At 37.3% G+C, this 22,421-nt stretch carries 21 protein-coding genes and 1 other annotated feature; of the genes, 15 read left to right on the top strand and 6 right to left on the bottom strand.

Features of this window, described 5'->3' with window-relative positions; all coding sequences use genetic code 11:
- Window positions 1–262 precede the first annotated feature (262 nt).
- The 4 genes from rpmG (at window position 263) to AB3I34_RS08505 (ending at window position 2,273) form a co-directional block, all read left to right on the top strand.
- Complete coding sequence (gene rpmG / locus AB3I34_RS08520; protein WP_002356408.1) at window positions 263–415, top strand: 50S ribosomal protein L33; 153 nt, start codon at window positions 263–265, stop codon at window positions 413–415.
- Between the two features lie 20 nt (window positions 416–435).
- Complete coding sequence (gene secE, locus AB3I34_RS08515) at window positions 436–606, top strand: preprotein translocase subunit SecE (protein WP_002356409.1); 171 nt, start codon at window positions 436–438, stop codon at window positions 604–606.
- Between the two features lie 124 nt (window positions 607–730).
- A complete protein-coding gene (nusG, locus tag AB3I34_RS08510) occupies window positions 731–1,276 on the top strand; it encodes a transcription termination/antitermination protein NusG (protein WP_002384070.1) in 546 nt (181 codons plus the stop codon).
- 118 nt (window positions 1,277–1,394) lie between these two features.
- Window positions 1,395–2,273 carry an alpha/beta hydrolase gene (locus tag AB3I34_RS08505; RefSeq protein ID WP_010712763.1) on the top strand — a complete coding sequence of 293 codons (879 nt, stop codon included), beginning with the start codon at window positions 1,395–1,397 and terminating at the stop codon, window positions 2,271–2,273.
- A gap of 92 nt (window positions 2,274–2,365) precedes the next feature.
- On the opposite strand, the gene AB3I34_RS08500 is transcribed toward AB3I34_RS08505, so the two are convergent.
- Window positions 2,366–3,088 (bottom strand): MurR/RpiR family transcriptional regulator, encoded by a 723-nt coding sequence (locus tag AB3I34_RS08500; protein WP_010712762.1) that lies wholly within the window; start codon window positions 3,086–3,088, stop codon window positions 2,366–2,368.
- A 77-nt stretch (window positions 3,089–3,165) separates the two neighbouring features.
- Between AB3I34_RS08500 and AB3I34_RS08495 the strand changes: the two genes are divergently transcribed.
- The 3 genes from AB3I34_RS08495 to AB3I34_RS08485 are packed head-to-tail and all read left to right on the top strand — an operon-like array spanning window position 3,166 to window position 6,753.
- Complete coding sequence (locus AB3I34_RS08495) at window positions 3,166–4,794, top strand: peptide ABC transporter substrate-binding protein (protein WP_085444215.1); 1,629 nt, start codon at window positions 3,166–3,168, stop codon at window positions 4,792–4,794.
- A 13-nt stretch (window positions 4,795–4,807) separates the two neighbouring features.
- On the top strand, window positions 4,808–5,902 hold the full coding sequence (locus tag AB3I34_RS08490; protein WP_085444214.1) for a M42 family metallopeptidase: 1,095 nt from the start codon (window positions 4,808–4,810) through the stop codon (window positions 5,900–5,902).
- Window positions 5,903–5,907: 5 nt separating this feature from the next.
- Complete coding sequence (locus AB3I34_RS08485) at window positions 5,908–6,753, top strand: M55 family metallopeptidase (protein ID WP_085444213.1); 846 nt, start codon at window positions 5,908–5,910, stop codon at window positions 6,751–6,753.
- Window positions 6,754–6,817: 64 nt separating this feature from the next.
- Here the strand turns inward: AB3I34_RS08485 and sdaAA are convergent, their stop codons facing one another.
- Window positions 6,818–7,690 carry an L-serine ammonia-lyase, iron-sulfur-dependent, subunit alpha gene (sdaAA, locus tag AB3I34_RS08480; RefSeq protein WP_002362308.1) on the bottom strand — a complete coding sequence of 291 codons (873 nt, stop codon included), beginning with the start codon at window positions 7,688–7,690 and terminating at the stop codon, window positions 6,818–6,820.
- Window positions 7,691–7,712: 22 nt separating this feature from the next.
- Entirely contained in the window at window positions 7,713–8,381 is a 669-nt protein-coding gene (sdaAB, locus tag AB3I34_RS08475) for an L-serine ammonia-lyase, iron-sulfur-dependent subunit beta (protein ID WP_002414070.1), read from the bottom strand.
- A 375-nt stretch (window positions 8,382–8,756) separates the two neighbouring features.
- Between sdaAB and lsa(A) the strand changes: the two genes are divergently transcribed.
- From lsa(A) to rplL, 5 genes are all read left to right on the top strand, one after another.
- Window positions 8,757–10,253 (top strand): ABC-F type ribosomal protection protein Lsa(A), encoded by a 1,497-nt coding sequence (lsa(A), locus tag AB3I34_RS08470; protein WP_085444212.1) that lies wholly within the window; start codon window positions 8,757–8,759, stop codon window positions 10,251–10,253.
- Window positions 10,254–10,375: 122 nt separating this feature from the next.
- Window positions 10,376–10,798: a 50S ribosomal protein L11 gene (rplK, locus tag AB3I34_RS08465; protein WP_002356424.1), complete on the top strand. Its 423-nt coding sequence runs from the start codon at window positions 10,376–10,378 to the stop codon at window positions 10,796–10,798.
- A 111-nt stretch (window positions 10,799–10,909) separates the two neighbouring features.
- The gene (gene rplA, locus AB3I34_RS08460; RefSeq protein WP_002356425.1) at window positions 10,910–11,599 is read left to right on the top strand and encodes a 50S ribosomal protein L1; all 690 of its coding nucleotides are present in this window, start codon (window positions 10,910–10,912) and stop codon (window positions 11,597–11,599) included.
- Window positions 11,600–11,661: 62 nt separating this feature from the next.
- Window positions 11,662–11,791: a sequence feature (ribosomal protein L10 leader region), on the top strand.
- A gap of 130 nt (window positions 11,792–11,921) precedes the next feature.
- Window positions 11,922–12,422 (top strand): 50S ribosomal protein L10, encoded by a 501-nt coding sequence (gene rplJ / locus AB3I34_RS08455; RefSeq protein ID WP_002356426.1) that lies wholly within the window; start codon window positions 11,922–11,924, stop codon window positions 12,420–12,422.
- A gap of 62 nt (window positions 12,423–12,484) precedes the next feature.
- Entirely contained in the window at window positions 12,485–12,853 is a 369-nt protein-coding gene (gene rplL / locus AB3I34_RS08450; RefSeq protein ID WP_002382519.1) for a 50S ribosomal protein L7/L12, read from the top strand.
- Between the two features lie 121 nt (window positions 12,854–12,974).
- Here rplL and AB3I34_RS08445 read toward each other — a convergent pair whose 3' ends face one another.
- Together AB3I34_RS08445 and AB3I34_RS08440 are read right to left on the bottom strand one after the other, a co-directional pair.
- Window positions 12,975–14,477 (bottom strand): glucosyltransferase domain-containing protein, encoded by a 1,503-nt coding sequence (locus AB3I34_RS08445; RefSeq protein WP_010712757.1) that lies wholly within the window; start codon window positions 14,475–14,477, stop codon window positions 12,975–12,977.
- Between the two features lie 194 nt (window positions 14,478–14,671).
- Entirely contained in the window at window positions 14,672–15,502 is an 831-nt protein-coding gene (locus AB3I34_RS08440) for an AraC family transcriptional regulator (RefSeq protein WP_002356429.1), read from the bottom strand.
- A 149-nt stretch (window positions 15,503–15,651) separates the two neighbouring features.
- Between AB3I34_RS08440 and AB3I34_RS08435 the strand changes: the two genes are divergently transcribed.
- The 3 genes from AB3I34_RS08435 to AB3I34_RS08425 all read left to right on the top strand — a co-directional run bounded on the left by AB3I34_RS08435 (window position 15,652) and on the right by AB3I34_RS08425 (window position 20,635).
- The gene (locus tag AB3I34_RS08435; RefSeq protein ID WP_002359464.1) at window positions 15,652–17,151 is read left to right on the top strand and encodes an amino acid permease; all 1,500 of its coding nucleotides are present in this window, start codon (window positions 15,652–15,654) and stop codon (window positions 17,149–17,151) included.
- Window positions 17,084–20,206, top strand: a complete 3,123-nt coding sequence (gene ebgA / locus AB3I34_RS08430) for a beta-galactosidase subunit alpha (RefSeq protein WP_029656003.1) — start codon at window positions 17,084–17,086, stop codon at window positions 20,204–20,206. The genes AB3I34_RS08435 and ebgA overlap by 68 nt, the downstream gene beginning before the upstream one ends.
- A gap of 180 nt (window positions 20,207–20,386) precedes the next feature.
- Entirely contained in the window at window positions 20,387–20,635 is a 249-nt protein-coding gene (locus tag AB3I34_RS08425; protein WP_002356434.1) for a GlsB/YeaQ/YmgE family stress response membrane protein, read from the top strand.
- A 317-nt stretch (window positions 20,636–20,952) separates the two neighbouring features.
- Here the strand turns inward: AB3I34_RS08425 and rlmD are convergent, their stop codons facing one another.
- Entirely contained in the window at window positions 20,953–22,323 is a 1,371-nt protein-coding gene (gene rlmD / locus AB3I34_RS08420) for a 23S rRNA (uracil(1939)-C(5))-methyltransferase RlmD (protein ID WP_010712755.1), read from the bottom strand.
- Between the last annotated feature and the right edge of the window lie 98 nt (window positions 22,324–22,421).

Below are 22,421 nucleotides of genomic sequence, written 5' to 3'. Positions count from 1 at the left end.
TTTTAATAAATTTATCATATCATAACTTAGCAGAAAACAATAGCTGAGACCTCAGAATAAAAGCAATTTTGTTAAAATAAATAGAAAATAAAGAAAAATCAGATATTTTATAAAAGAAATCAAGCACGTATTCGCGATAATGGTAAAAAATTACGTAAGAATCGGCACAGCGCTTCTTTAAAAAGTAAATTAAACTTTGACAACTTTTTCGAATAATGGTACTGTTAAGAAGTAAATTTGTGAATAGAGGAGGTCGAAGAACATGGCAACAAAGAAAGCAGCTCTTGCTTGTTCCGTTTGTGGCTCTCGCAACTATTCTAAATCCGTTAGTGAAGGTAAACGTGGCGAACGCTTAGAAATCAATAAATTCTGTAAATATTGTAATCAATACACGTTACATAAAGAAACGAAATAGATTTAGAGGAGGGTATCAACATGAAATTTTTCCGCAGCGTTGCTGATGAGATGAAGCAAGTAACTTGGCCAACAAAAAAACAATTGCGTAAAGATACATTAGTTGTAATTGAAACATCTATTTTATTTGCAGCATTGTTCTTTATCATGGATACTGTTATCCAAACGGCATTTGGCTGGATTTTAAAATAATTAATTCTAGTATTTCCCGACGAGGGGTGCTATAATAGTATTCGAGAAAAAGCTTCGGGAAACTGAGCTTTTTTTATTTGCTCGAAAAAAATAAACTAAAACATTTAAAGGAGCCGAATCAGTAATGGAAACTTTTGAAAGAAATTGGTACGTATTGCACACCTATTCAGGCTATGAAAATAAAGTAAAAGCAAACATTGAATCACGTGCACAAAGCATGGGAATGGGCGATTATATTTTTCGTGTCGTTGTACCAGAAGAAACAGAAAAAGAAGTCAAAAATGGTAAAGAAAAAGAAATCGTTCATAAAACTTTCCCTGGTTATGTGTTAGTGGAAATGATTATGACCGATGATTCTTGGTATATTGTTCGTAACACGCCAGGCGTAACTGGTTTTGTAGGCTCACATGGTGCTGGTAGTAAACCCGCTCCTTTATTACAAGAAGAAATTAACCACATTTTACGTTCAATTGGCATGAGCACCCGTCAATCAGACTTAGAAGTAGCGCTAGGCGATACAGTGAAAATTATCGAAGGTGCCTTTTCTGGTCTTGAAGGTGTTGTGACAGAAATCGATGAAGAAAAACAAAAATTAAAAGTAAACATCGATATGTTTGGTCGTGAAACAAGTACAGAATTAGACTTTGAACAAGTCGATAACATTGATTAATAAGCAAGCTGACAAACTATTGTTCAGCTGATTGATACAGATTGTAGGGTCTGGAAAAGCAGTCAACTGACTTCTTTTCCAAGCCCTTTTTTAGTTCATCGCAGAAAGGAATGAAAAAATGAAACATGCCCAAAAATATCGTTATTTTTCTTTGCTAATAGGTCTTGTTCTATTATTAAGTGCTTGCCAAATTGGGGCAAGCACGAAGAATGACAACCAAGCCGCCACAAAAGAAGCAACTGTTGAGTTAAACCGCACACCAACACCAACACTTTTTTTTCATGGTTACGCAGGAACTAAAAATTCGTTTGGCTCGTTACTGCATCGCTTGGAGAAACAAGGTGCCACAACTCAAGAATTAGTGCTACTCGTTAAACCTGATGGGACCGTGGTTAAAGAGCGAGGAGCTTTAAGTGGCAAAGCGACGAATCCCAGTGTTCAAGTTCTATTTGAAGATAATAAAAACAATGAATGGAATCAAACAGAATGGATAAAAAACACATTACTCTATTTACAAAAAAATTATCAAGTGAACAAAGCCAATATTGTCGGGCACTCTATGGGTGGTGTTAGTGGTTTACGTTATTTAGGAACCTATGGGCAAGACGCATCGTTACCTAAAATTGAAAAATTCGTCAGCATTGGAGCACCTTTCAATGATTTTATTGATACGAGTCAACAGCAAACCATCGAAACGGAACTAGAAAACGGCCCCACAGAAAAAAGTAGCCGCTATTTGGATTATCAAGAGATGATTAATGTTGTTCCAGAAAAACTGCCCATTTTATTAATTGGTGGTCAATTAAGTCCAACAGATTTAAGTGATGGAACGGTACCGTTATCTAGTGCCTTAGCAGTCAACGCCTTGCTAAGACAGCGAGGAACTCAAGTCACTAGCCAGATTATTAAAGGAGAAAATGCACAACATAGTCAATTACATGAAAATCCTGAAGTAGATCAATTGTTAATCGAATTTTTATGGCCGAGTAAAAAATAGCAAAAAGGCACATGTTCCATAAAAAATGGAACATGTGCCTTTTTCTATACTTTGGCTAGCGAAATAGCTTTTTTCAGCTATAATAAATAAAATTATTTATTTTTATGAGATATTGGAATGGAATCCTCATGATTTAAATAAGCACAAATCAAGGCTTCAAAGGTGATTAATGTTTGGCCAAAAAACATTTGTGGCTGAGCGACACTTGTTGAAAACGGGCTGTAAGAGTCAGTTGAAAAAACGAGATCTGCCAGTCGACCAAGAGTTGAATTTTTGGCGCCAACAAAAGAAATGATAGGATGTTTTTTCTCTTTCGCAAGCAGAGCTGTTTCTTTTAAGTATTTTTCTTCACCAGAATGTGAAAGGATGATAAAAAGAAAATTCTGATTATTTTGACTATTTATCGAATGAGTATGGGCTGTTGTGATACTGGGGATGCCATGAAAATTGAAAACCTCACTAATGTAAGCCGCCAAATGTCGTGAAAAGTCATGACCTAAAATAACAAATAAATGACTCTTGTGTTTGGCAAGCAGTTGACAAAACTCGTTGGTTGTTTCAAATGAAGGCGCTGTTTCAAAAGGGATTGGCTGAGAAAAATGGGCTTCTTTTAATTTGTAAATAAGTTCATTATAACCTGATAAATTTAATTTTTTGGCTAAACGAATGATGGAACTAGGCGAAGAAAAGCAGTGTTTGGCAACTTCTCGAATACTCAAATCGGCCGCGTTCGTACTTTGTTGATCCAAATAATACAAAATCTGACTTTCTGTTTTCGTTAAATGGTACGTTTCTTTTAAGTAATCTAAGTTCATGAGCAAACCTCCTTTATCAGATTATAAATAATTTTGTGGGAAAAAGGTATCAAAAAATAAAAAAATGAGGTGTTTTTATGAAAAGGGCAACAAAGCAAAGGCTGTCTTTGGCAGCAATCATGGTTCTACTTCTCTCGGGCTGTGGAAGTGTTGGGAAAGAAACCAAAAAGCAAGAACAACAAGTATTACGGGTCGGGATTGATTCGGAATTATCAACGGCAGACGTGTCGTTGGCAATGGATAATACAGCAGCAGATGTAATGAGCCAAGTAGGGGAGGGACTTTTCTCCTTTGACGAAAAAGGAGAAGCGAAACCAGCATTGGCAACTGAAAAAGTACAGCCCTCCAATGATGGTTTAAGCTATACTTTTACGATTCGAAAAGATGCAAAATGGAGTAACGGCGAGCCAATCACAGCCAATGATTTTGAATACTCTTGGAAGCGCACAGTGGACCCAAAAACAGCTTCCCCGCAAGCGTATTATTTTGAAGGGCTAAAAAATTATCGTGCTATTGTTGACGGTGGCAAATCTAAAGAAGAGCTAGGGGTAACAGCCATTGATGACCATACCTTGGAAGTAGAGCTGAGCTATCCTATGAGTTATTTTCAACAGTTATTGGCGGTGCCAGCTTTTTATCCTTTAAATGAAGCATTTGTTGAAAAAACGGGCAAAAACTATGGTACATCAGCTGAGTCAACACTTTACAATGGCGCCTTCACATTAGAAGGTTGGGATGGCACGAATAATACTTGGTCCTATGTGAAGAACAAAAATTATTGGGATCAAGCGAATGTTTCGCTAGATAAGGTGGATGTCCAAGTCGTTAAAGAAGTCAATACTGGGAAAAATCTTTTCGAAGGGAAAGAATTAGATGTTGTAAAAATTTCTGGAGAAATTGTTGCACAAGAAGAAGGCAATGCAGCTTTGAAAATTCGTGAAATTCCTGGAACGTATTATATCCAATTAAATACGCAAAAAGATCTTTTGGCAAATAAGAATGCACGTCGAGCGATAGCATTATCATTGAATTCTGAACGTTTAGCTAAAAATGTTTTAAATGATGGCTCAAAAAAAGCACTTGGCTTCGTGCCAACAGGTTTCACTAATCAAGAAACGCAAAAAGATTTTGCAGAGGAATTAGGAGATTTAAATCCTAGTGAACCAGAAAAAGCGAAAGAGTTATGGCAAACGGCTAAAAAAGAATTAGGAATTGAAAAAGCGGAGCTAACGATTTTAAGTTCGGATACAGAAAATGCTAAAAAAATCAGTGAGTATGTTCAAGGAGCTTTAGCAGATAATTTAGAAAATTTAACAGTCAATGTTTCGCCAGTTCCTTTTAATAATCGTTTAGAAAAAAGTCGCAGCGGAGATTTCGACATTGTGGTTGGTGGCTGGACGCCAGTATATGCTGATCCAATCGATTTCTTAAACTTACTGCAATCAAAAAATTCCAATAATTTTGGTAAATGGTCTAATAAGACCTTTGATCAGTTGCTTCAAGAAGCAAACGTAACTTATGCAAATAAATATGAAGAACGTTGGAAAACATTACAAAAAGCGGATCAATTGGTTGCGGAAGAAGCACCCCTAGTTCCTCTTTATCAATTAACAGAAGCACGCTTAGTGGCCGATTCTGTCCAAAATTTAGTCTATGGTCCATTAGGTTCAGGCTATTACAAATCAGTCTCTATCAGCGACAAGTAAAGGTTGGGAAAAAATGAAAAAAAGTCAAGCTGTTCAATTAATTCAGGAACTTTCAAATGCTAATGGTGTTTCAGGCTTTGAAACAGAAGTCGTTAGAATCCTTCAACACGCAACTGCGGATTTTACTATTCAACGGCTAGATGCCATTAAAAATTTATATCTTGAGAAGAAAAATAATCTAAGTGAAGGTCCAGTAGTGCTTTTTGATGCTCATAGTGACGAAGTGGGTTTTATGATTCAAGCAATTAAAGAAAACGGCTTGTTGCGTTTTATTCCGTTAGGTGGTTGGGTCCCAAATACGATTTCTGCACAAAAAGTTCGGATTCGTAACCGGGAAGGTACCTATCTGCCAGGCGTAGTTACTAGTCGGCCCCCTCATTTTATGACACCAGAGGAACGTCAGCGGCCATTAACCATTGTTGATTTGACGATCGACATTGGTGCTACCTCAAAAGAAGAAGTAATTGAAACGTACAAAATCGATCTTGGTGCACCGGTCATTCCAGATGTGACGTGCTGTTACAACGAACAGACAGATCTTTTTTTAGGAAAAGCTTTTGATTGTCGCATTGGCTGTGCTTGCTTAGTGGATGTCATGGAGGAGTTGAAAGAAGAGACGCTTCCATTCAAGTTAGTTGCGACAGTAACTGCACAAGAAGAAGTTGGCGAAAGAGGAGCACTTATTGCCGCAAAGCAAGTCAATCCTGATTTAGCTATTGTTTTCGAAGGCTGCCCGGCTGATGATACGGCAGAAACGCCAGAGATGATTCAATCAGCAATGGGAAAAGGACCGATGTTACGTTATTTTGATGTTTCTATGATTACGAATCCGGAATTTCAAGAGTATGCACTAGAGATTGCTAAAATACACAAAATTCCTGTTCAAGTTTCTGTTCGAAGTGGTGGTGGAACCAATGGCATGGCGATTACACAAGTTCAAGGAGCCCCAACGATTGTTGTAGGAATTCCTGTCCGTTACGCTCACACACCCCATTGCTATGTGGACTTTCAAGATTACCAAGCGGCGAAAGAATTAGTCATTCAATTGATCAAAAATTTAGATGCTGACAAAATTCAAGCACTGGTTCAGCCATTGTCAAAGGAGTGAAACAAATGAAAATTTATGTGTCATGCGATATTGAAGGATTAGCAGGTATTGCGACATTTGATATGGAAAAAGAAGACACCGTTTTATTCCGAGAATTATATCACCAACATGTGGCTTGGTTGATTGAAGGGATTCAAAAGAGTGCCAAAAATGAACAAATTACAGAAATTACTATTGCCGATTCGCATAGCCGTGGATTGAATTTAGCTTATGCGCGCTTGGCAGAAATGGATGAACGAATTTCCTTAGTGAGCGGTTTTCCTCGCATGGATTATATGATGAGTGGCTTGGATAGTAGCTATGATGTAGTCTTTTTCTTAGGTTATCATGCCGGTATTGGTAAACAAAAAGGGAATATGGATCATGGGTATAGCGCTAGTGTTGCTTATGATTTAAAAATAAACGACTTAGCGATGAATGAAACGACAATTAATGCAGCTTACGCTAGCGAATTAGGTGTCCCTGTTGGTTTAATTATCGGTGAATCAGGCTTAGAGGAACAACTTTTTCAAGAAAAAATGATGTCCAAAGTTCCCTTTGTTTCCACCAAAGAATCTCTGGGACGTTATGCAATCAAAAATAGACCCATGCAACAAGTTCGGGAAGCTATCGTAGCGACTACAAGTCAAGTGTTAACTTCCTTTGCGTTGTCTGAATTACCCCTATATGCCTTGCAAACACCTGCAACTGTAAAATTGCAATGCGTGACGACAGCACAAGCAGATCGTATTGAAATGTTACCAATGATTAAACGCATTGATGGTAGAACCGTTTCATTTGTGGGTGAAACGATGAAAGATGTCATGAATGGAATTGTCGCTGTGGTTGGTTTAGGCGGAACAAGTTATTAAAGAAGAAGCTTACGGAAAAAACGAATGGACGTTTTTTTCTGTAAGCTTCTTGCTATAGTTATTTCTATTTTTGTTTCTCTAGAATTTCTTTGCTTAAACGTTGTGCAGTTGGTGTCACCGCAAGACCGCCTTCAGCGGTTTCCTTGAAAATTTGTGGCATTTGGCGTCCCACTTGGTACATTGCGTGGATGACTTCATCTGGCGGAATGACACTTCGAATCCCCGCTAAAGCCATGTCAGCTGAGATGAAGGCTTGAGAAGAACCTAATGCGTTTCGCTTCACGCAAGGGACTTCAACAAGTCCCGCAACAGGATCACAAATGAGGCCCATCATATTTTTTATCGTAATAGCCACAGCTTGAGCAGATTGATCAGGCGTACCGCCAGAAGCCGCAACTAAAGCGGCACTTGCCATTGCACTAGCAGAACCGACTTCAGCTTGACAACCACCTTCGGCACCGCTGATTGAGGCATTGTTGGCAATCACTAAGCCAAAAGCCCCAGCTGTAAATAGAAAATCCAATTGTTGCTGATGCGTTAACTTTAAGCGATCAATAACTGCCAACAAGACGCCAGAAACTACCCCGGCACTGCCTGCGGTTGGTGTAGCACAAATCAAGCCCATTTTTGCATTAACTTCATTAACAGCAATCGCATTTCGCACGGCTTGTAAAATGGTCTCACCACTTAAAAAGTTGCCTGAATGTATGTAATCATTTAAGCGGGTTGCATCGCCACCAGTTAGCCCTGTTACTGAGGTAACACCAGCGATTCCTTCAGCGACGGATTGTTTCATAACGGCTAGATTTTTTTCCATTGTTTCAATAATTCGTTCACGAGAATACCCGCCATGAGCCATTTCTGTTGCAATCATTAATTCGCTCACAGAAGGGTAATCTTTCGCTTGAGCTACCAAATCTTCAATTGAATAAAACATCGTATTACTCCTTTACGTTCATTTAGTCAAAATAGTTAACGCTATATATATGAGGGATTTCAGCTAATTGCATGACAATGTCACCGACTTCGGCTTGATCAACTTCAATAATCATAATCGCTTTTTCCCCTTTAGATTCTCGGGTAACGGTCATTGTACTAATATTGATATCGCTAGCTGAAAGGATGTTGGTCACCTTAGCAATCATGCCAGGAACATCTTGATGAACAACGATAAATGTTGGCGTGCCCATACTTAAAGACAATTTGAAGCCATTTAATTCAGAAATTTGAATGTTTCCACCACCAATTGAAATTCCTGTCACAGATAGTTTTCGGTCGCCAGAAGAAACCACAATTTTAACGGAATTAGGGTGGTCTGCTTTTTCACTTTTAGGAATAAAACAAACTTCCATTCCTTGTTCATAAGCAATTTCCAAAGAATTGGCTAGTTGCTCATCATCTGGTTCCATACCTAAAAGGCCGCCAACTAAGGCGATATCTGTTCCGTGACCACGATAAGTTTTAGCAAAAGACTCATATAAATAAATGTCAACGCTATCAGGTTGCTGTCCAAAAATACTGCGAACCACTTTTCCAATTCTTGCCGCTCCAGCTGTATGAGAACTGCTTGGACCAATCATAACAGGTCCGATAATATCAAAAACACTATTAAAGCGTAACTCTTCCATTTCAGCACCTTCTTCATTAGAATATGTTTTCATTGGAAGTCTAACACAAAAAATGGCGGGGAACTAGGCAATCGCTTGTGTTTTAGCGAATAATTTAAATTTTTATCAGAATGAAAGCAAGGGGCCTTCGTTGACAAATCAGTGAAGAGATGCTAAATTCTAGATAATAAAAGACGAAAAGAGGGATTCGTGCGTTGAAAATTTAAGTTAATTTTTTAGAGAAACTGTATAACTTTGCCTGAATATAACGGGTGGAGTGTGCGGATTTTCGGAAATTAGCTTAAAGAATTCAGCCACGGGTCTTTTTGTATACCTTGGATTGATGCCGCTGATTTCCGTAAAGCTGCATTAATTTTGCTTTATGGAGGTATATTTATGTCGAAAATTGAACTAAAACAACTATCTTTTGCCTATGATAATCAAGAAGTATTGCTTTTTGATCAGGCAAATATCACGATGGATACCAATTGGAAATTAGGATTGATTGGCCGCAATGGCCGTGGGAAAACAACCTTATTAAGATTGTTACAAAAGCAGTTGGATTACCAAGGAGAGATTCTTCATCAAGTCGATTTCGTCTATTTTCCACAAACAGTTGCAGAAGAACAACAGCTCACTTATTATGTCTTACAAGAGGTGACTTCTTTTGAACAGTGGGAATTAGAACGAGAATTAACGCTTTTAAACGTTGATCCTGAAGTTTTATGGCGGCCCTTTTCTTCTTTATCAGGCGGCGAAAAGACGAAAGTTTTATTAGGTCTTCTTTTTATTGAAGAAAATGCCTTTCCTTTAATTGACGAGCCAACAAATCACTTAGATCTAGCTGGCAGACAACAAGTGGCTGAATATTTGAAGAAAAAGAAACACGGGTTTATTTTAGTCAGCCACGATCGGGCATTTGTTGATGAAGTGGTTGATCATATTTTGGCGATTGAAAAAAGTCAATTGACGCTGTATCAAGGGAATTTTTCTATTTATGAAGAGCAAAAAAAATTAAGAGATGCTTTTGAACTAGCAGAAAATGAAAAAATCAAAAAAGAAGTCAATCGCTTGAAAGAAACCGCTCGTAAAAAAGCGGAATGGTCGATGAACCGTGAAGGTGATAAGTACGGCAACGCTAAGGAAAAAGGGAGCGGGGCGATTTTTGATACAGGAGCCATTGGTGCCCGGGCAGCGCGCGTAATGAAGCGCTCGAAACATATTCAACAACGCGCCGAAACACAATTAGCAGAAAAAGAAAAACTATTAAAAGATCTTGAGTATATTGATTCTTTGTCAATGGATTATCAGCCAACGCATCACAAAACATTATTGACGGTGGAAGAGCTTCGTCTAGGCTACGAGAAAAATTGGCTGTTTGCGCCAATTTCTTTTTCAATAAACGCGGGAGAAATTGTCGGAATAACAGGAAAAAATGGCTCAGGAAAATCGAGCTTGATTCAGTATTTATTGGATAATTTTTCTGGGGATTCAGAAGGCGAAGCCACTTTGGCTCACCAATTAACCATTTCTTATGTGCGCCAAGATTATGAAGACAATCAAGGAACTTTATCCGAATTTGCAGAGAAAAATCAGTTAGATTACACCCAATTTTTAAATAACTTACGAAAACTTGGGATGGAGCGCGCCGTTTTCACTAATCGAATTGAACAAATGAGTATGGGGCAACGGAAAAAAGTCGAAGTAGCCAAATCATTGTCTCAATCAGCTGAACTTTATATTTGGGATGAACCCCTTAATTACTTGGATGTGTTTAATCATCAACAATTAGAAGCGCTAATCTTATCTGTGAAGCCTGCAATGCTAGTGATTGAGCATGATGCACATTTCATGAAGAAAATAACAGATAAAAAAATTGCCTTGAAATCATAAAAATATCTTGAAAAAGTAAAGGGAATCCTGTATAGTAATAGGGTATGTTTTAAATGTACGTTGAGTGGGAGGGGAAATCTCAACCCCATTAACCACGCACGAGAACTTAAGGAGGTATTTTCGTGGCTAAAAAAGTAGAAAAAATCGTTAAATTACAAATTCCTGCGGGGAAAGCAACACCAGCTCCACCAGTAGGTCCAGCGTTAGGTCAAGCAGGTATCAACATCATGGGATTCACTAAAGAATTCAATGCTCGTACAGCTGACCAAGCAGGCTTGATTATTCCAGTAGTAATTTCTGTATATGAAGATCGTTCATTTACATTCATTACTAAAACACCACCTGCTGCAGTCTTATTGAAAAAAGCTGCAAAAATCGAAAAAGGTTCAGGTGAACCAAACAAAACTAAAGTTGCAACAGTTTCAAGCGATCAAGTGAAAGAAATCGCTGAACTTAAAATGGCAGACCTAAACGCCGCTGACGTTGAAGCAGCAATGCGCATGGTTGCAGGAACTGCACGAAGCATGGGTATCATCGTAGAATAATTTTTATTCCACACTTACTCAAAGAAGTAGCTTCTCAGTTCGTTTCATATTTAAAGATATGAAAGACGTGGGAGGTACAACCGTTATAACCACAATCAAGGAGGAAACAAAATGGCTAAAAAGAGCAAAAAAATGCAAGAAGCATTGAAAAAAGTTGATGCTACAAAAGCTTACTCAGTTGAAGAAGCAGTAGCTTTAGCAAAAGATACAAACATCGCGAAATTTGACGCAACAGTTGAAGTTGCTTACAAATTGAACGTTGACCCTAAAAAAGCAGACCAACAAATCCGTGGAGCAGTTGTGCTTCCAAACGGAACTGGTAAAACACAAACTGTTTTAGTATTCGCTAAAGGCGAAAAAGCTAAAGAAGCTGAAGCTGCTGGTGCAGATTTCGTAGGCGACGACGACATGGTTGCAAAAATCCAAGGTGGATGGTTCGACTTTGACGTAGTTGTTGCGACTCCTGACATGATGGCTACAGTTGGTAAATTAGGCCGTGTCTTAGGACCAAAAGGTTTAATGCCAAACCCTAAAACTGGTACTGTAACAATGGACGTTACAAAAGCTGTTGAAGAAGTTAAAGCTGGTAAAGTAACTTACCGCGTTGATAAAGCTGGTAACATCCACGTACCAATCGGTAAAGTTTCATTTGATAACGAAAAATTGGTTGAAAACTTCAACACAATTAACGACGTATTATTGAAAGCTAAACCATCAACTGCTAAAGGTCAATACATCAAAAACATTTCAGTAACAACAACATTTGGACCTGGAATCCACGTTGACCAAGCTTCTTTCTAATTTGAAAGAAAATAATTAAAAAATTCTTGACTCACTCACTTACCCTATGGTAAAGTGAGTGAGGTTAATAATTAACTGTACCGAAGACAGTAGGTGACGCAAGTCTTAATTTCCTACCGAGGACAATTGTTGAGTTATATACAATTCGGTCCCTCTATGTCTACGGTGGCATGGAGTTTTGTTGTTTTACACGACTTTTTGAAAAAAAGCCGATGTAAAACAATACTTGGCGAACGAAGTGAGCGAAGTTTCATTTGATTCTTCTACTTTACATATCGTAAACCAAGTCCAACTCCACCATCAAAATCAGGAGGTGAAATAAATGAGTGAAGCAGCAATCGCTAAAAAAGAAACCCTAGTTCAAGCAGCCGCTGAGAAATTTGAATCAGCAGCATCAGTTGTAATCGTGGACTACCGTGGTTTAACAGTTGAAGAAGTCACTAACTTACGTAAACAATTACGTGATGCAGGCGTAGAAATGAAAGTCATCAAAAACTCAATCCTTTCTCGTGCAGCTAAAAAAGTTGGTTTAGACGGCTTAGACGAAGTCTTTACAGGCCCAACTGCTGTCGCATTCAGCAACGACGATGTAGTAGCACCAGCTAAAATCATCGACGAATTTGCTAAAGATGCAAAAGCATTAGAAATCAAAGGTGGCGTCATCGAAGGAAAAGTTTCTTCAGTGGAACAAATTACTGCGTTGGCAAAACTACCAAACCGCGAAGGTTTACTATCTATGCTATTATCTGTATTACAAGCGCCAGTCCGCAACGTGGCTTACGCTGTCAAAGCAGTGGCAGAGAAAAACGAAGAAGTTGCTTAATTGCAGTCTAATTCAAACAAATAAAAAACAAACAATTTTAATTTAAATGGAGGAAATTCAAAATGGCATTAAACATTGAAAACATCGTTGCTGAGTTAGAAACAGCAACTATCTTAGAACTAAGCGAATTAGTTAAAGCTATCGAAGAAAAATTTGACGTATCAGCAGCAGCTCCTGTAGCAGTAGCTGGACCAGCAGCAGGTGGAGCAGCAGAAGAACAAACTGAATTCACTGTTGAATTAACAGCAGCTGGCGATCAAAAAGTTAAAGTTATCAAAGCAGTTCGTGAAGCAACTGGCTTAGGCTTGAAAGAAGCTAAAGCTGTAGTTGATGGCGCTCCTGCACCAGTTAAAGAAGGCGTTTCTAAAGAAGAAGCAGAAGCTTTAAAAGCTGCTTTAGAAGAAGTTGGCGCTTCAGTAACAGTAAAATAATTCATTCAACTTTTGAATGTTTGAGAACCCTTGTGTGGCAAGGGTTCTTTTTTATAGCAAACGGTAGTTGTCTTTTGCTAAAACAACTACCGTTAGTAAAATATCTATAAAATTTAATTGTCTACTTTGACAAATTAACAACAATACAATCATCTACCACTCGGATAGAATCTTTGCTAGGCCAGACATTCATTTCCGCTTGTAAAGCTTTGTGTTTTTCAAAATCTTCTGGTGTAGGATCATTAAAATTTAATCCAAATGTTTTCATATAGAGTAAAGTATTTAAACTAGTATGCACCGAGTTAGGCATGAATTCAAATAATGAGACACCGTTTGTTTCACCTTTTATATTTGAAACATTTCGAGGAGAACGATTTCCATACATTAAAAGTTTATAGGATTCTGGATTCTCAATTTCCATTGAATAAATATTATTTGTAATCATTTCCGCAGTACGTAAATCTTCTTCCGCTGTTAGATACTCAGAATATTCTAGGTTGGTTGTTTCCCGAACTTGAATAAAAGTAAAGAGAATTACTATGCCAACTAATAAATGTTTAAGCACAAAGTTGTATCCCCAGTAAATCATAATAAAGATGAGTAATAATGCTAAAACAGCAGGAAAGTTAGGCACTTCACCTCTAATTGCCGGACGTTTTCCACCTAAAATTGTAAACATGAGTGGAGTGATTAGAATACCTAACAAGGTAATAAAGATGAAGAAAACATTTTTGCGTTTCAGATAGGACATATTAATTAATACAATGACCAGTAAAAGAACACATATCAAAAATAGCGGTGTAAAAAAAGTGTCTCCGACTGGAGGGAAGAATAGTTCTTTGGCGTAATCTTTAATATCGTTGATAGAATCTATCAAGGGGCGTTTACCCCAAAGAATCATATTATCTAGATAGGAGCTTTCAACGTTTAAAACTTTTTTCGCTAACACCGTCATTAGTTGAGATAGAACGAGAGATGAAATAGCTAGTAGAATAAAATGACCAATTTTGAAGGCATAGTCTTTAAAAGAAATTTTAAGGTCATTCAACTGAGCAAAATACAATGTCATTAAAATCTTGAATAAAATTAAGGTACACGCAAATACAAAGAATGATTGGTACATAGTAAGTGTAAATGTCAGCAACAAAAAGCCGAATAATTTAAAAATTTTATTGGGAATATGGTAAATAGCAATGAGAGAAAGTATAACCAAACAGATACCTAATGAAAATTCAAAATTTTGTAGGACGAAGTAAAATTGTTCGCTAAATAATTGACTGGTTGGAAAAATACTTGGGATAATATATAAATACTTTTTGTTATAAATCTGCTTAGTTGAAAGATCAACATAATAGCACAACAAGATAGTGGCGATAGCAAAGAAAATAATAGCTAACAAATTTAAAAAATAAACATTTACATAGTTGTATGTTAAAAGCTTTAAAGCTACTAATCCTGGTCTACCAATCGAAACCCAATGTTTTAAGTAGCCTCTGTAGTTAGTCATTAAGTGCATAGTATCAATAGCGTAAGTATTGTTAAATAGTTTAATACCATAAGTAGCAAAGACGATTAAAAAGCTGTAGATGGCTAAACCTTTGTTTTCTTTAATAAAATGTTTCATTTTTCTCTCCAATATTGTTTATTTGCTAAAACTTGTAAATTATTTATTGATTTTGATTAGTCTATATATCACACTCCCACCTATAATAAAACCCTAATTAATTATAAAATAGATAAATTATAAGAACTACCTAAATTTGAAAATTATTAAATAAATCGTTTTTTTCTTTAACTACAGATAAGCAACAATTTATTTTAAGTCAAAAACTGTTGACGATATTGTCGAGGCGTCATCTCTTTTTTCTGGAAGAAAAATTTTGAAAAATAAGAAGGTGAAGAAAAACCTGCTTCAAAACTGATTTCCGTGATGGTTAAGGAACTTTTTCTTAACAGAGAACAGGCTTTTTGCAATTTTAAGTTTTGTACATAAATACTAGGATTTGTTTGTTCATAACGCTGAAACAGCTTAAATAAATAGCTACGATCAATGTTATATTCAGAAGCTAATTGACTAATTGAAAGATTGTTTGAAAAATTTTCGTGAATAGCCATTTTAATTTGGTTAAATAATTGTTGGCTTTGGTTTTCGTGCTGTGTAACGGAATGATGCTCTAGATAATTCAACAATTGAAAGCTTTCACTTAAACTGCCAAAATGATTATGTTTCTTCGCTTCTTGGTAAATATTTTTAAATAAACTTTCTAATTTCTTATCAACAGTTCCTTTTAAAATACAATTTTCGGTAGTCAGGCCTATTTTTTCTAAATACTGAGACGAAAGATCTCCAACAAAACCGACCCAATGATAGGTCCAAGGATTTTGCCGATTAGGATAATAAATATTGCGACAATTGGCTGGAATCATAAACAAATCGCCAGCGGTAATGTGTTGTTTTTCCATAAAGGGTGTTGAAAAATAGCCTTCACCATCGCTACAATAATGCAAAACCCAATAATTAATAGGGGCAAACTCAGTTGGTTTTGTCGGGCGGCATTTTTCATAGCCAGCTTCATAAAGATGAAATTCTTGGCTAATAGGTTGATCATTAATCAGGATGCTGACATTATTTGTAAAAACATTTTGCATGCTATCACCTCTTTATAAGAGTATGTAAAGGCTTTCTAAAAGTCAACATCTTTACAAGAAATAGGCAACATTTTTTATTTTCAAAAAAACTGTAAGCGTTTTACAATGTGTGAGTACTAATTAATTTGATAAAGAGAGGATGTAGTAAAATGGCAACACATTCACGGGAACGATTAGGTTCTGTCGCATTGATGCTCATGACTTTTTCAGCGGTTTTTGCCTTTCCCAGCATTGTTAACAACAGTATTCAGATTGGCCTAGCAACTATTCCAGGCTATTTATTCGGCTCTATTTTTTACTTTTTACCATTTATTCTAATGATTGCAGAATTTGCTTCTGCTAATTCTGAAAATGAATCAGGTGTTCACAGTTGGTTGGAATCTGTGTTAGGACCTAAATGGGCATTTTTAGGCGCTTGGTCATATTTCTTTGTCAACTTGTTTTTCTTCTGTTCATTACTACCGAATACATTGATTTATGGTTCATACGCTTTTTTAGGTCAAAACGTTTTTCAAGGAAACCATAGTACTAAAATAATTGCAGTGATTTCTATTCTGTTATTTTGGTTAATGACATGGGTTTGTATTAAAGGGGTTTCGTGGATTTCGAAAGTGACTAGCTTAGCGGGTGGTGCTCGTTTATTTATGGGCGTAGCTTTTGTGGTTTTAGCCTTTGTCGTCGTGTTTGGTTTTGGCAATGAGCCAGCACAAGAGTTTACCACGACGTCAATTATGCCAACTTTTAATTGGACTTTTTTCATGACGATGGCGTGGATTTTACAAGCTGTTGGCGGTGGTGAAAGTATCGGCGTATACATTAAGGATGTTAAAGGCGGCAATAAAACGTTTGTCCGCACGATGATTGGTGCGACGATTGCGGTCGGCATCATGTATATTCTTGGTGCCGTTGCTGTAGGTTTGGTAGTGCCAACGGACGTCTTAAAAGGAAATTTTTCAAATGGTATTTTTGATATCTTTAAAATTTTAGGTACGTATTTCCATATTCCCGCAGCAATGATGGTGCGCTTAGTAGGAATTATCTTATTTGTCGGAAGTCTTGGTTCTTTGGCTCTGTGGACGGCAGCACCAGTTAAAGTATTTTTCTCAGAAATTCCTGATGGGGTCTTCGGTAAGTGGCTAGTGAAAACCAACGAAGAGGGAAATCCAACCAATGCTTTGTTAGTTCAAGGAATTATTGTGACGATTTTAGTTGCCATTCCAGCATTAGGAATTGGAAATATGGATAGCTTTTTAGAAACGTTAATTAATATGACAGCTTCTACGTCATTAGTGCCTGTCTTGTTCTTGTTAATCGCCTATATTGGGCTTCGTTGGAAAAAAGAAACAATGCCGAGAAGTTTCCGCTTTGGTAATCGAACCTTTGGCTTAATTGCGGGGATTTTCTTATTAGCCATTTTTATCTTTGTATTCTTTATGTCAACTGTGCCGGATCCAAAATTAATCATGGAAGAAATCAATGGCACATTACCGAAAGGAACCGCTAGTCCACTGGGCATGTTGGCGTATAACATCATTGGTTTAATTGTCTTTATGGGCTTTGCTTGGATTTGTTGGAAACGATATGAAACAAAAGAAAAAAATGAAGTTGGTAAAGGAGAAATGGATTATGAAGACTTGGGAAAATTATAAAGTAGATAGTATTAATCGGTTGCCTGGACGAGCACACTTTTCGAGCTTTCCCTCGAAAGAAACAGCGTTATTAAATGAAAATAAATATACACAAGCATACAAAAATTTAAACGGACGCTGGCATTTTCTCTTTTTAGAAGCGCCAGAATACAGCCCAGAAAACTTTTTTGCGACGGACTTTGATACAAGCCAAATGGATCAAATCACTGTTCCTGGAAATTGGCAAGTCCAAGGATATGGCAAAATGCATTACTCTGATTTATGGTACAATTTTCCCATTAATCCGCCGTATGTACCAACGGAAAACCCAACAGGTATTTACAAACGAACATTTGCTATAGATGAAACATTTCACGATAAAAAAATCATTTTACGTTTTTGTGGCGTAGATTCAGCTTATCATGTTTGGGTGAACGGCCATGAAGTTGGCTACAGTAAAGGTGCACGAAATGAAGCAGAATTTGACATTACGCCTTACGCTAAAATTGGTGAAACAAATGATTTAACGGTGCGAGTCTATCAATGGTCAGATGGTACGTATTTAGAGGATCAAGATATGTGGTGGTTAAGTGGTATTTTTCGTGATGTTGAATTACTCGGTGTACCAGAAAATGGGCTGGAAGATTTCTTTATTATTTCCGATTTAGATGATTCGTATCAAAATGGCCACTTGGCAATTACGGGTAAATTTTGGCAAGACAAAGGACAACAAGTTCAATTGGAGTTGATGGATCAGCAGGGAAAAACGGTTCTTAAAGAGACTGTCGCAGGAAATCAAGGTACGGTTGAATTTTCAGCGAGTTTACCGTCTGTCACTGCTTGGTCAGCGGAAAAACCATACTTGTATCAGCTATTTATCACTGTTTTTTCTGAAGGGGAAGTCGTCGAAGTTATTCCGCAAAAAGTTGGTTTCAGAAATATTCATGTATCTGGTGAGACTTTCTTAGTCAATGGTGTGGCCATTAAACTAAAAGGAATGAATCGTCATGATTATAATCCGAAAAATGGTCGAGTGGTTAGTCGTGAAGAAATTGAAAAAGATATTCGTTTAATGAAACAATTTAATATTAATGCCATTCGAACCAGTCATTATCCAGCATCTGCTTATTTCTATGATTTATGCGATGAATATGGAATGTATGTGATTGATGAAACTGATTTGGAATGTCATGGCTTTGAATTAACCGGAGAATATGATTGGATTAGCAACGATCCAGAATGGGAAACGGCTTATGTTTCTCGGATGGTACGGATGATTCAACGGGATAAAAACCATCCATCAATTCTCTTTTGGTCGTTAGGAAATGAATCTGCGTTTGGTCATAACTTTATTGAAATGGCCCGTATTGCCAAAGAAATGGATCCAACACGTTTGGTCCATTATGAAGGTGATTTTGAGGCAGAGGTCACGGATGTCTATTCTACAATGTATACGTGGTTGGAACACCCAACTAGAGAATTACTGATGAATACGATTATTGAAAATTCAAAAAAACCGCATATTTTATGTGAATATTGTCATGCGATGGGGAATGGCCCTGGGAATTTAAAAGAATATCAAGAGCTATTTTATGCTCATGATAAATTACAAGGTGGCTTTATTTGGGAATGGTTTGACCATGGCATTGAATCGGTGACAGATAGCGGTGAAGTTTATTATCGTTATGGCGGCGATTTCGGCGATGATCCAAGTAACAAAGATTTTTGTATTGATGGGATGTTGATGCCTGACCGTACGCCATCTCCTAGCTTGTATGAATACAAAAAAGTCATTGAACCCATTACAACTAGCGTTATTGACGTTCTGTCAGGTGAATTCTCATTATTGAGTCGGTTTGACTTTGAAAACTTGGCTATCTTTAAGCTGGTTTATACAATTACTGAAGATCAAACAGTGATTCAATCAGGGACAGTAGCAGTGCCAGCAATTGCTGCTAGAGCAGAAGGAAGACTGCACTTACCTTATCATTTAGATTTTCCTAAAAAGGCAGGAGCCGCCTATTATTTAACTCTTTCATATCAATTGAAAGAAACGACCGCCTATGCATCTGCTGGTCATGAATTAGCTACCGCACAGTTTGAATTGCCAATTGCAACACCAGGGATTGAGATTACACCAGTTGGCACGTTGATGGCAAAGGAAATTGGCCCTCATTTATACATTGAAGGACCAAACTTTTCAATTAATTTTGATAAAGTGAAGGGCGCCTTAACGAATGTGACACGAGATGGTAAAAAATTATTGCATAAAGGGCCGAAATTTACATTTTGGCGGGCACCGATCAGTAATGATATGGAAATTATTGATGAAATGAAGAAGAAATATTTCTTACATTTAGAGCATGAAATTGTCCGTTCTTTTGAGTGGAAAAAAGTTGATGATTTTATCCAAGTCATCGTAAAAACAATTAACGGAACGACTAACAGTGCTTGGCATTATCAATGTACCTATCAGTATTTAATTGCACCAAATGGCGAAATTTTCTTCGATTTAAAAGGTAGTCCTGCTGGTAAAATTGAAAATGCGCCAGATATGTTACCACGTTTGGGTGTGACTCTCCATTTAGACAAGTCTCTATCAGAAGTAAAATATTTCGGTAAAGGGCCGAGAGAAAACTATGTAGATTCACAAGAAGCTGGTTTACTTGGCGTTTATGATGCTACAGTGGCGGAAATGTTCACTAATTATGTTGTTCCACAAGCCAATGGTAACCACATGGCGACTAAATGGTCCGCATTCACGGATGATCGCGGCCAAGGGGTAGTAGCAACAGCGGCTGATTCATATAATTTTAGTGTTTCTTATTTTGAAGAACAAGCGCTAGATGTTGCTAAGCATACCAATGAATTACAAGAAAGTGAGTATGTTGTTTTAAATATCGATTACAAACAAAACGCCCTAGGTAGCTACTCTTGTGGCCAGTGGCAATTAGAAAAATACCGGACTACGTTTGAAGAATTCCAATTGGCATTCCGCTTAACACCTTTTAATAATAAAGAGATTCAAGCAGCGGATGTCGCACATGAACGAGTAAAACGCCCAACAATTTCTTAAATAAAAGCTCAGAACAGTGCACTTCGGTCTCCTGTTCTGAGTTTTTTTAATGAAATTATCAGAAATTATTGCTTTTTTTTCATGGAAACAAGCAAACTATTTTGTTATCTAATAAAAGTAGTCCATAATAGTAACATAGCGAATTATTCGCTAGATAAAGCATTTAGGAGGAATTATTTTATGCATACTTTATGGGTTTTAATCGTTGGTGCTGTTATCGGTGCTATCGCTGGCGCGCTTACAAGCAAAGGTCAATCAATGGGTTGGATTGCGAATATCGTTGCCGGTTTAGTTGGTTCATTTATCGGAGAAAAAATCTTAGGTAGCTGGGGTCCTCACGTAGCAGGTATGGCAATTGTGCCATCAATTATTGGGGCAGTAATTTTAGTTGCTGTGGTTTCATTCTTCTTTGGACGAAAAAATAGCTAATTAAGTAAATAATTGTTTAATTAGTTAAAGGAGGTCGGGACAGAACCGTTTAGCTCCGAGAAATAAGAAGAAATTTCCGAAAATTGCTCTTTAATTTTTGGAGACCAAGTAGGTATTGTTCATCATCGAATCACTACGTTCTTCGTGATTCTCAACAATTTCGTCTTATTTCCGAAGGACCTTCAACTCTTAGAGCTTTATCTCTTAGAAGTTGTTGAGATCGGAGCAACGCGTAGTGTTGGTTCTGTTCCCGCCGTTTATCAGTTTTTGAGCGTGGAGCAAAAATCCAAAGTGATTTTTGTCCCACGCTCCTTTTTTTATTTTCTCGTTAATTTTACGACAACTTCACAACGAGCGGTTTGTGGAAACATATCAACAGATTGTAAATAGTCTACTTGATATACTTTGGCTAATTGAACTAAATCACGTGCTAACGTGGATACATTACAAGAAATATACACCATTTTCTTAGGTGGTTGTTTCAAAAGGGCCGTTAATAATTTACGATCCAAACCAGTCCGTGGGGGATCAACTACAATGGCATCAGGTTTAAAGCCTTCTTTGAACCATTTAGGTAATAAGTCTTCAGCTGTTCCAACAGCATAATGTGTGTTCGTAACACTAAGTCGTTTTGCGTTGAATCTAGCATCGTCAATTGCGGCGGGAATGGTATCCATACCACGAACTTGATGCGCTTGTTTCGCCAAACTTAAGCCAATGGTCCCGACGCCACAATAAGCATCAACAACAGTTTCGTTTGGTTGTAAATCTAAGGCCTTGATTCCTTCATTATATAAAACTTCCGTTTGTTCTGGATTCAATTGGAAAAATGCTCGCGGCGATAAATCAAAGACAACGTCGTTAATGTGTTCTTCAATGCTTTCTTTGCCCCATAAGTGAAGGGTATCATCACCCATTACTAGAGAGGTTTTTTTATTTTGGACATTTTGCATAATAGAAACAACTTCTGGTAATTGTTCATTAATTGCGCGAACCATTTTTTCTTTTTGTGGAAATTTCTGCGATTGTGTAATGAAAACTACTTGGACTTCGCCAGTTTGGATGCCCACTCGAACCATTAATGTTCGAAAGATACCACTATTTTTACGTTCATCATAAATTGGTAATTGAAAGTCATTCAATAAATCAACTAATGTATTCATCACCTTGGTTGTCGCAGGCTGTTGGACCAAACAGTTATCAATCGGTACTAATTGATGTGAATCAGCTTGATAGAGACCAGCTTCTACTTGGCCATCGATTTGGCGTAATTGGAATTGGGCTTTATTTCGATAATTCCAAGGATTCTCCATCCCAATTGTTTTTCGTAGTTCATAATTTTGATAATTGGCTGGTTTAAATTTGTTAAGCGCCTGCTTTAATAAATCTTTTTTAAAGTCTAATTGTGCTTTGTAGGCTAAATGTTGTAGTTGGCAGCCGCCACATGTTTCATAGACAGGACAAGGAGGGACCACGCGATCTTTAGCAGCTTTTTTGACAGATTGAAGGGTTCCTTCAGCAAATTTTGGTGTAACATTTGTGATCGTGGCAGTCACTTCTTCTTTCGGTAGCGCCCCAGGAACGAAAATAATTAATTTTTTATAATAGCCGATACCTTCGCCATTAATTCCTAATCGTTTAATTTTTAAAGAAATTTGTTGGCCTTTTTTTACTAGTTGTTGGGTCATATTCTTTCATCCTTTAGTCATCTCACATTTTTCACTTCCTCCCATTTTAGCACATTTTTATTTATTTGGCTTCCAAGGATTCTATGGTATAGTAGAAT

Origin of the sequence: Enterococcus sp. C102(2024) (genome assembly GCF_040888205.1) — a bacterium.
GTDB lineage: Bacteria > Bacillota > Bacilli > Lactobacillales > Enterococcaceae > Enterococcus > Enterococcus faecalis.
The sequence above is the reverse complement of the archived record's forward strand: the minus strand, read 5'-3'. Positions and strand labels throughout refer to the sequence as shown.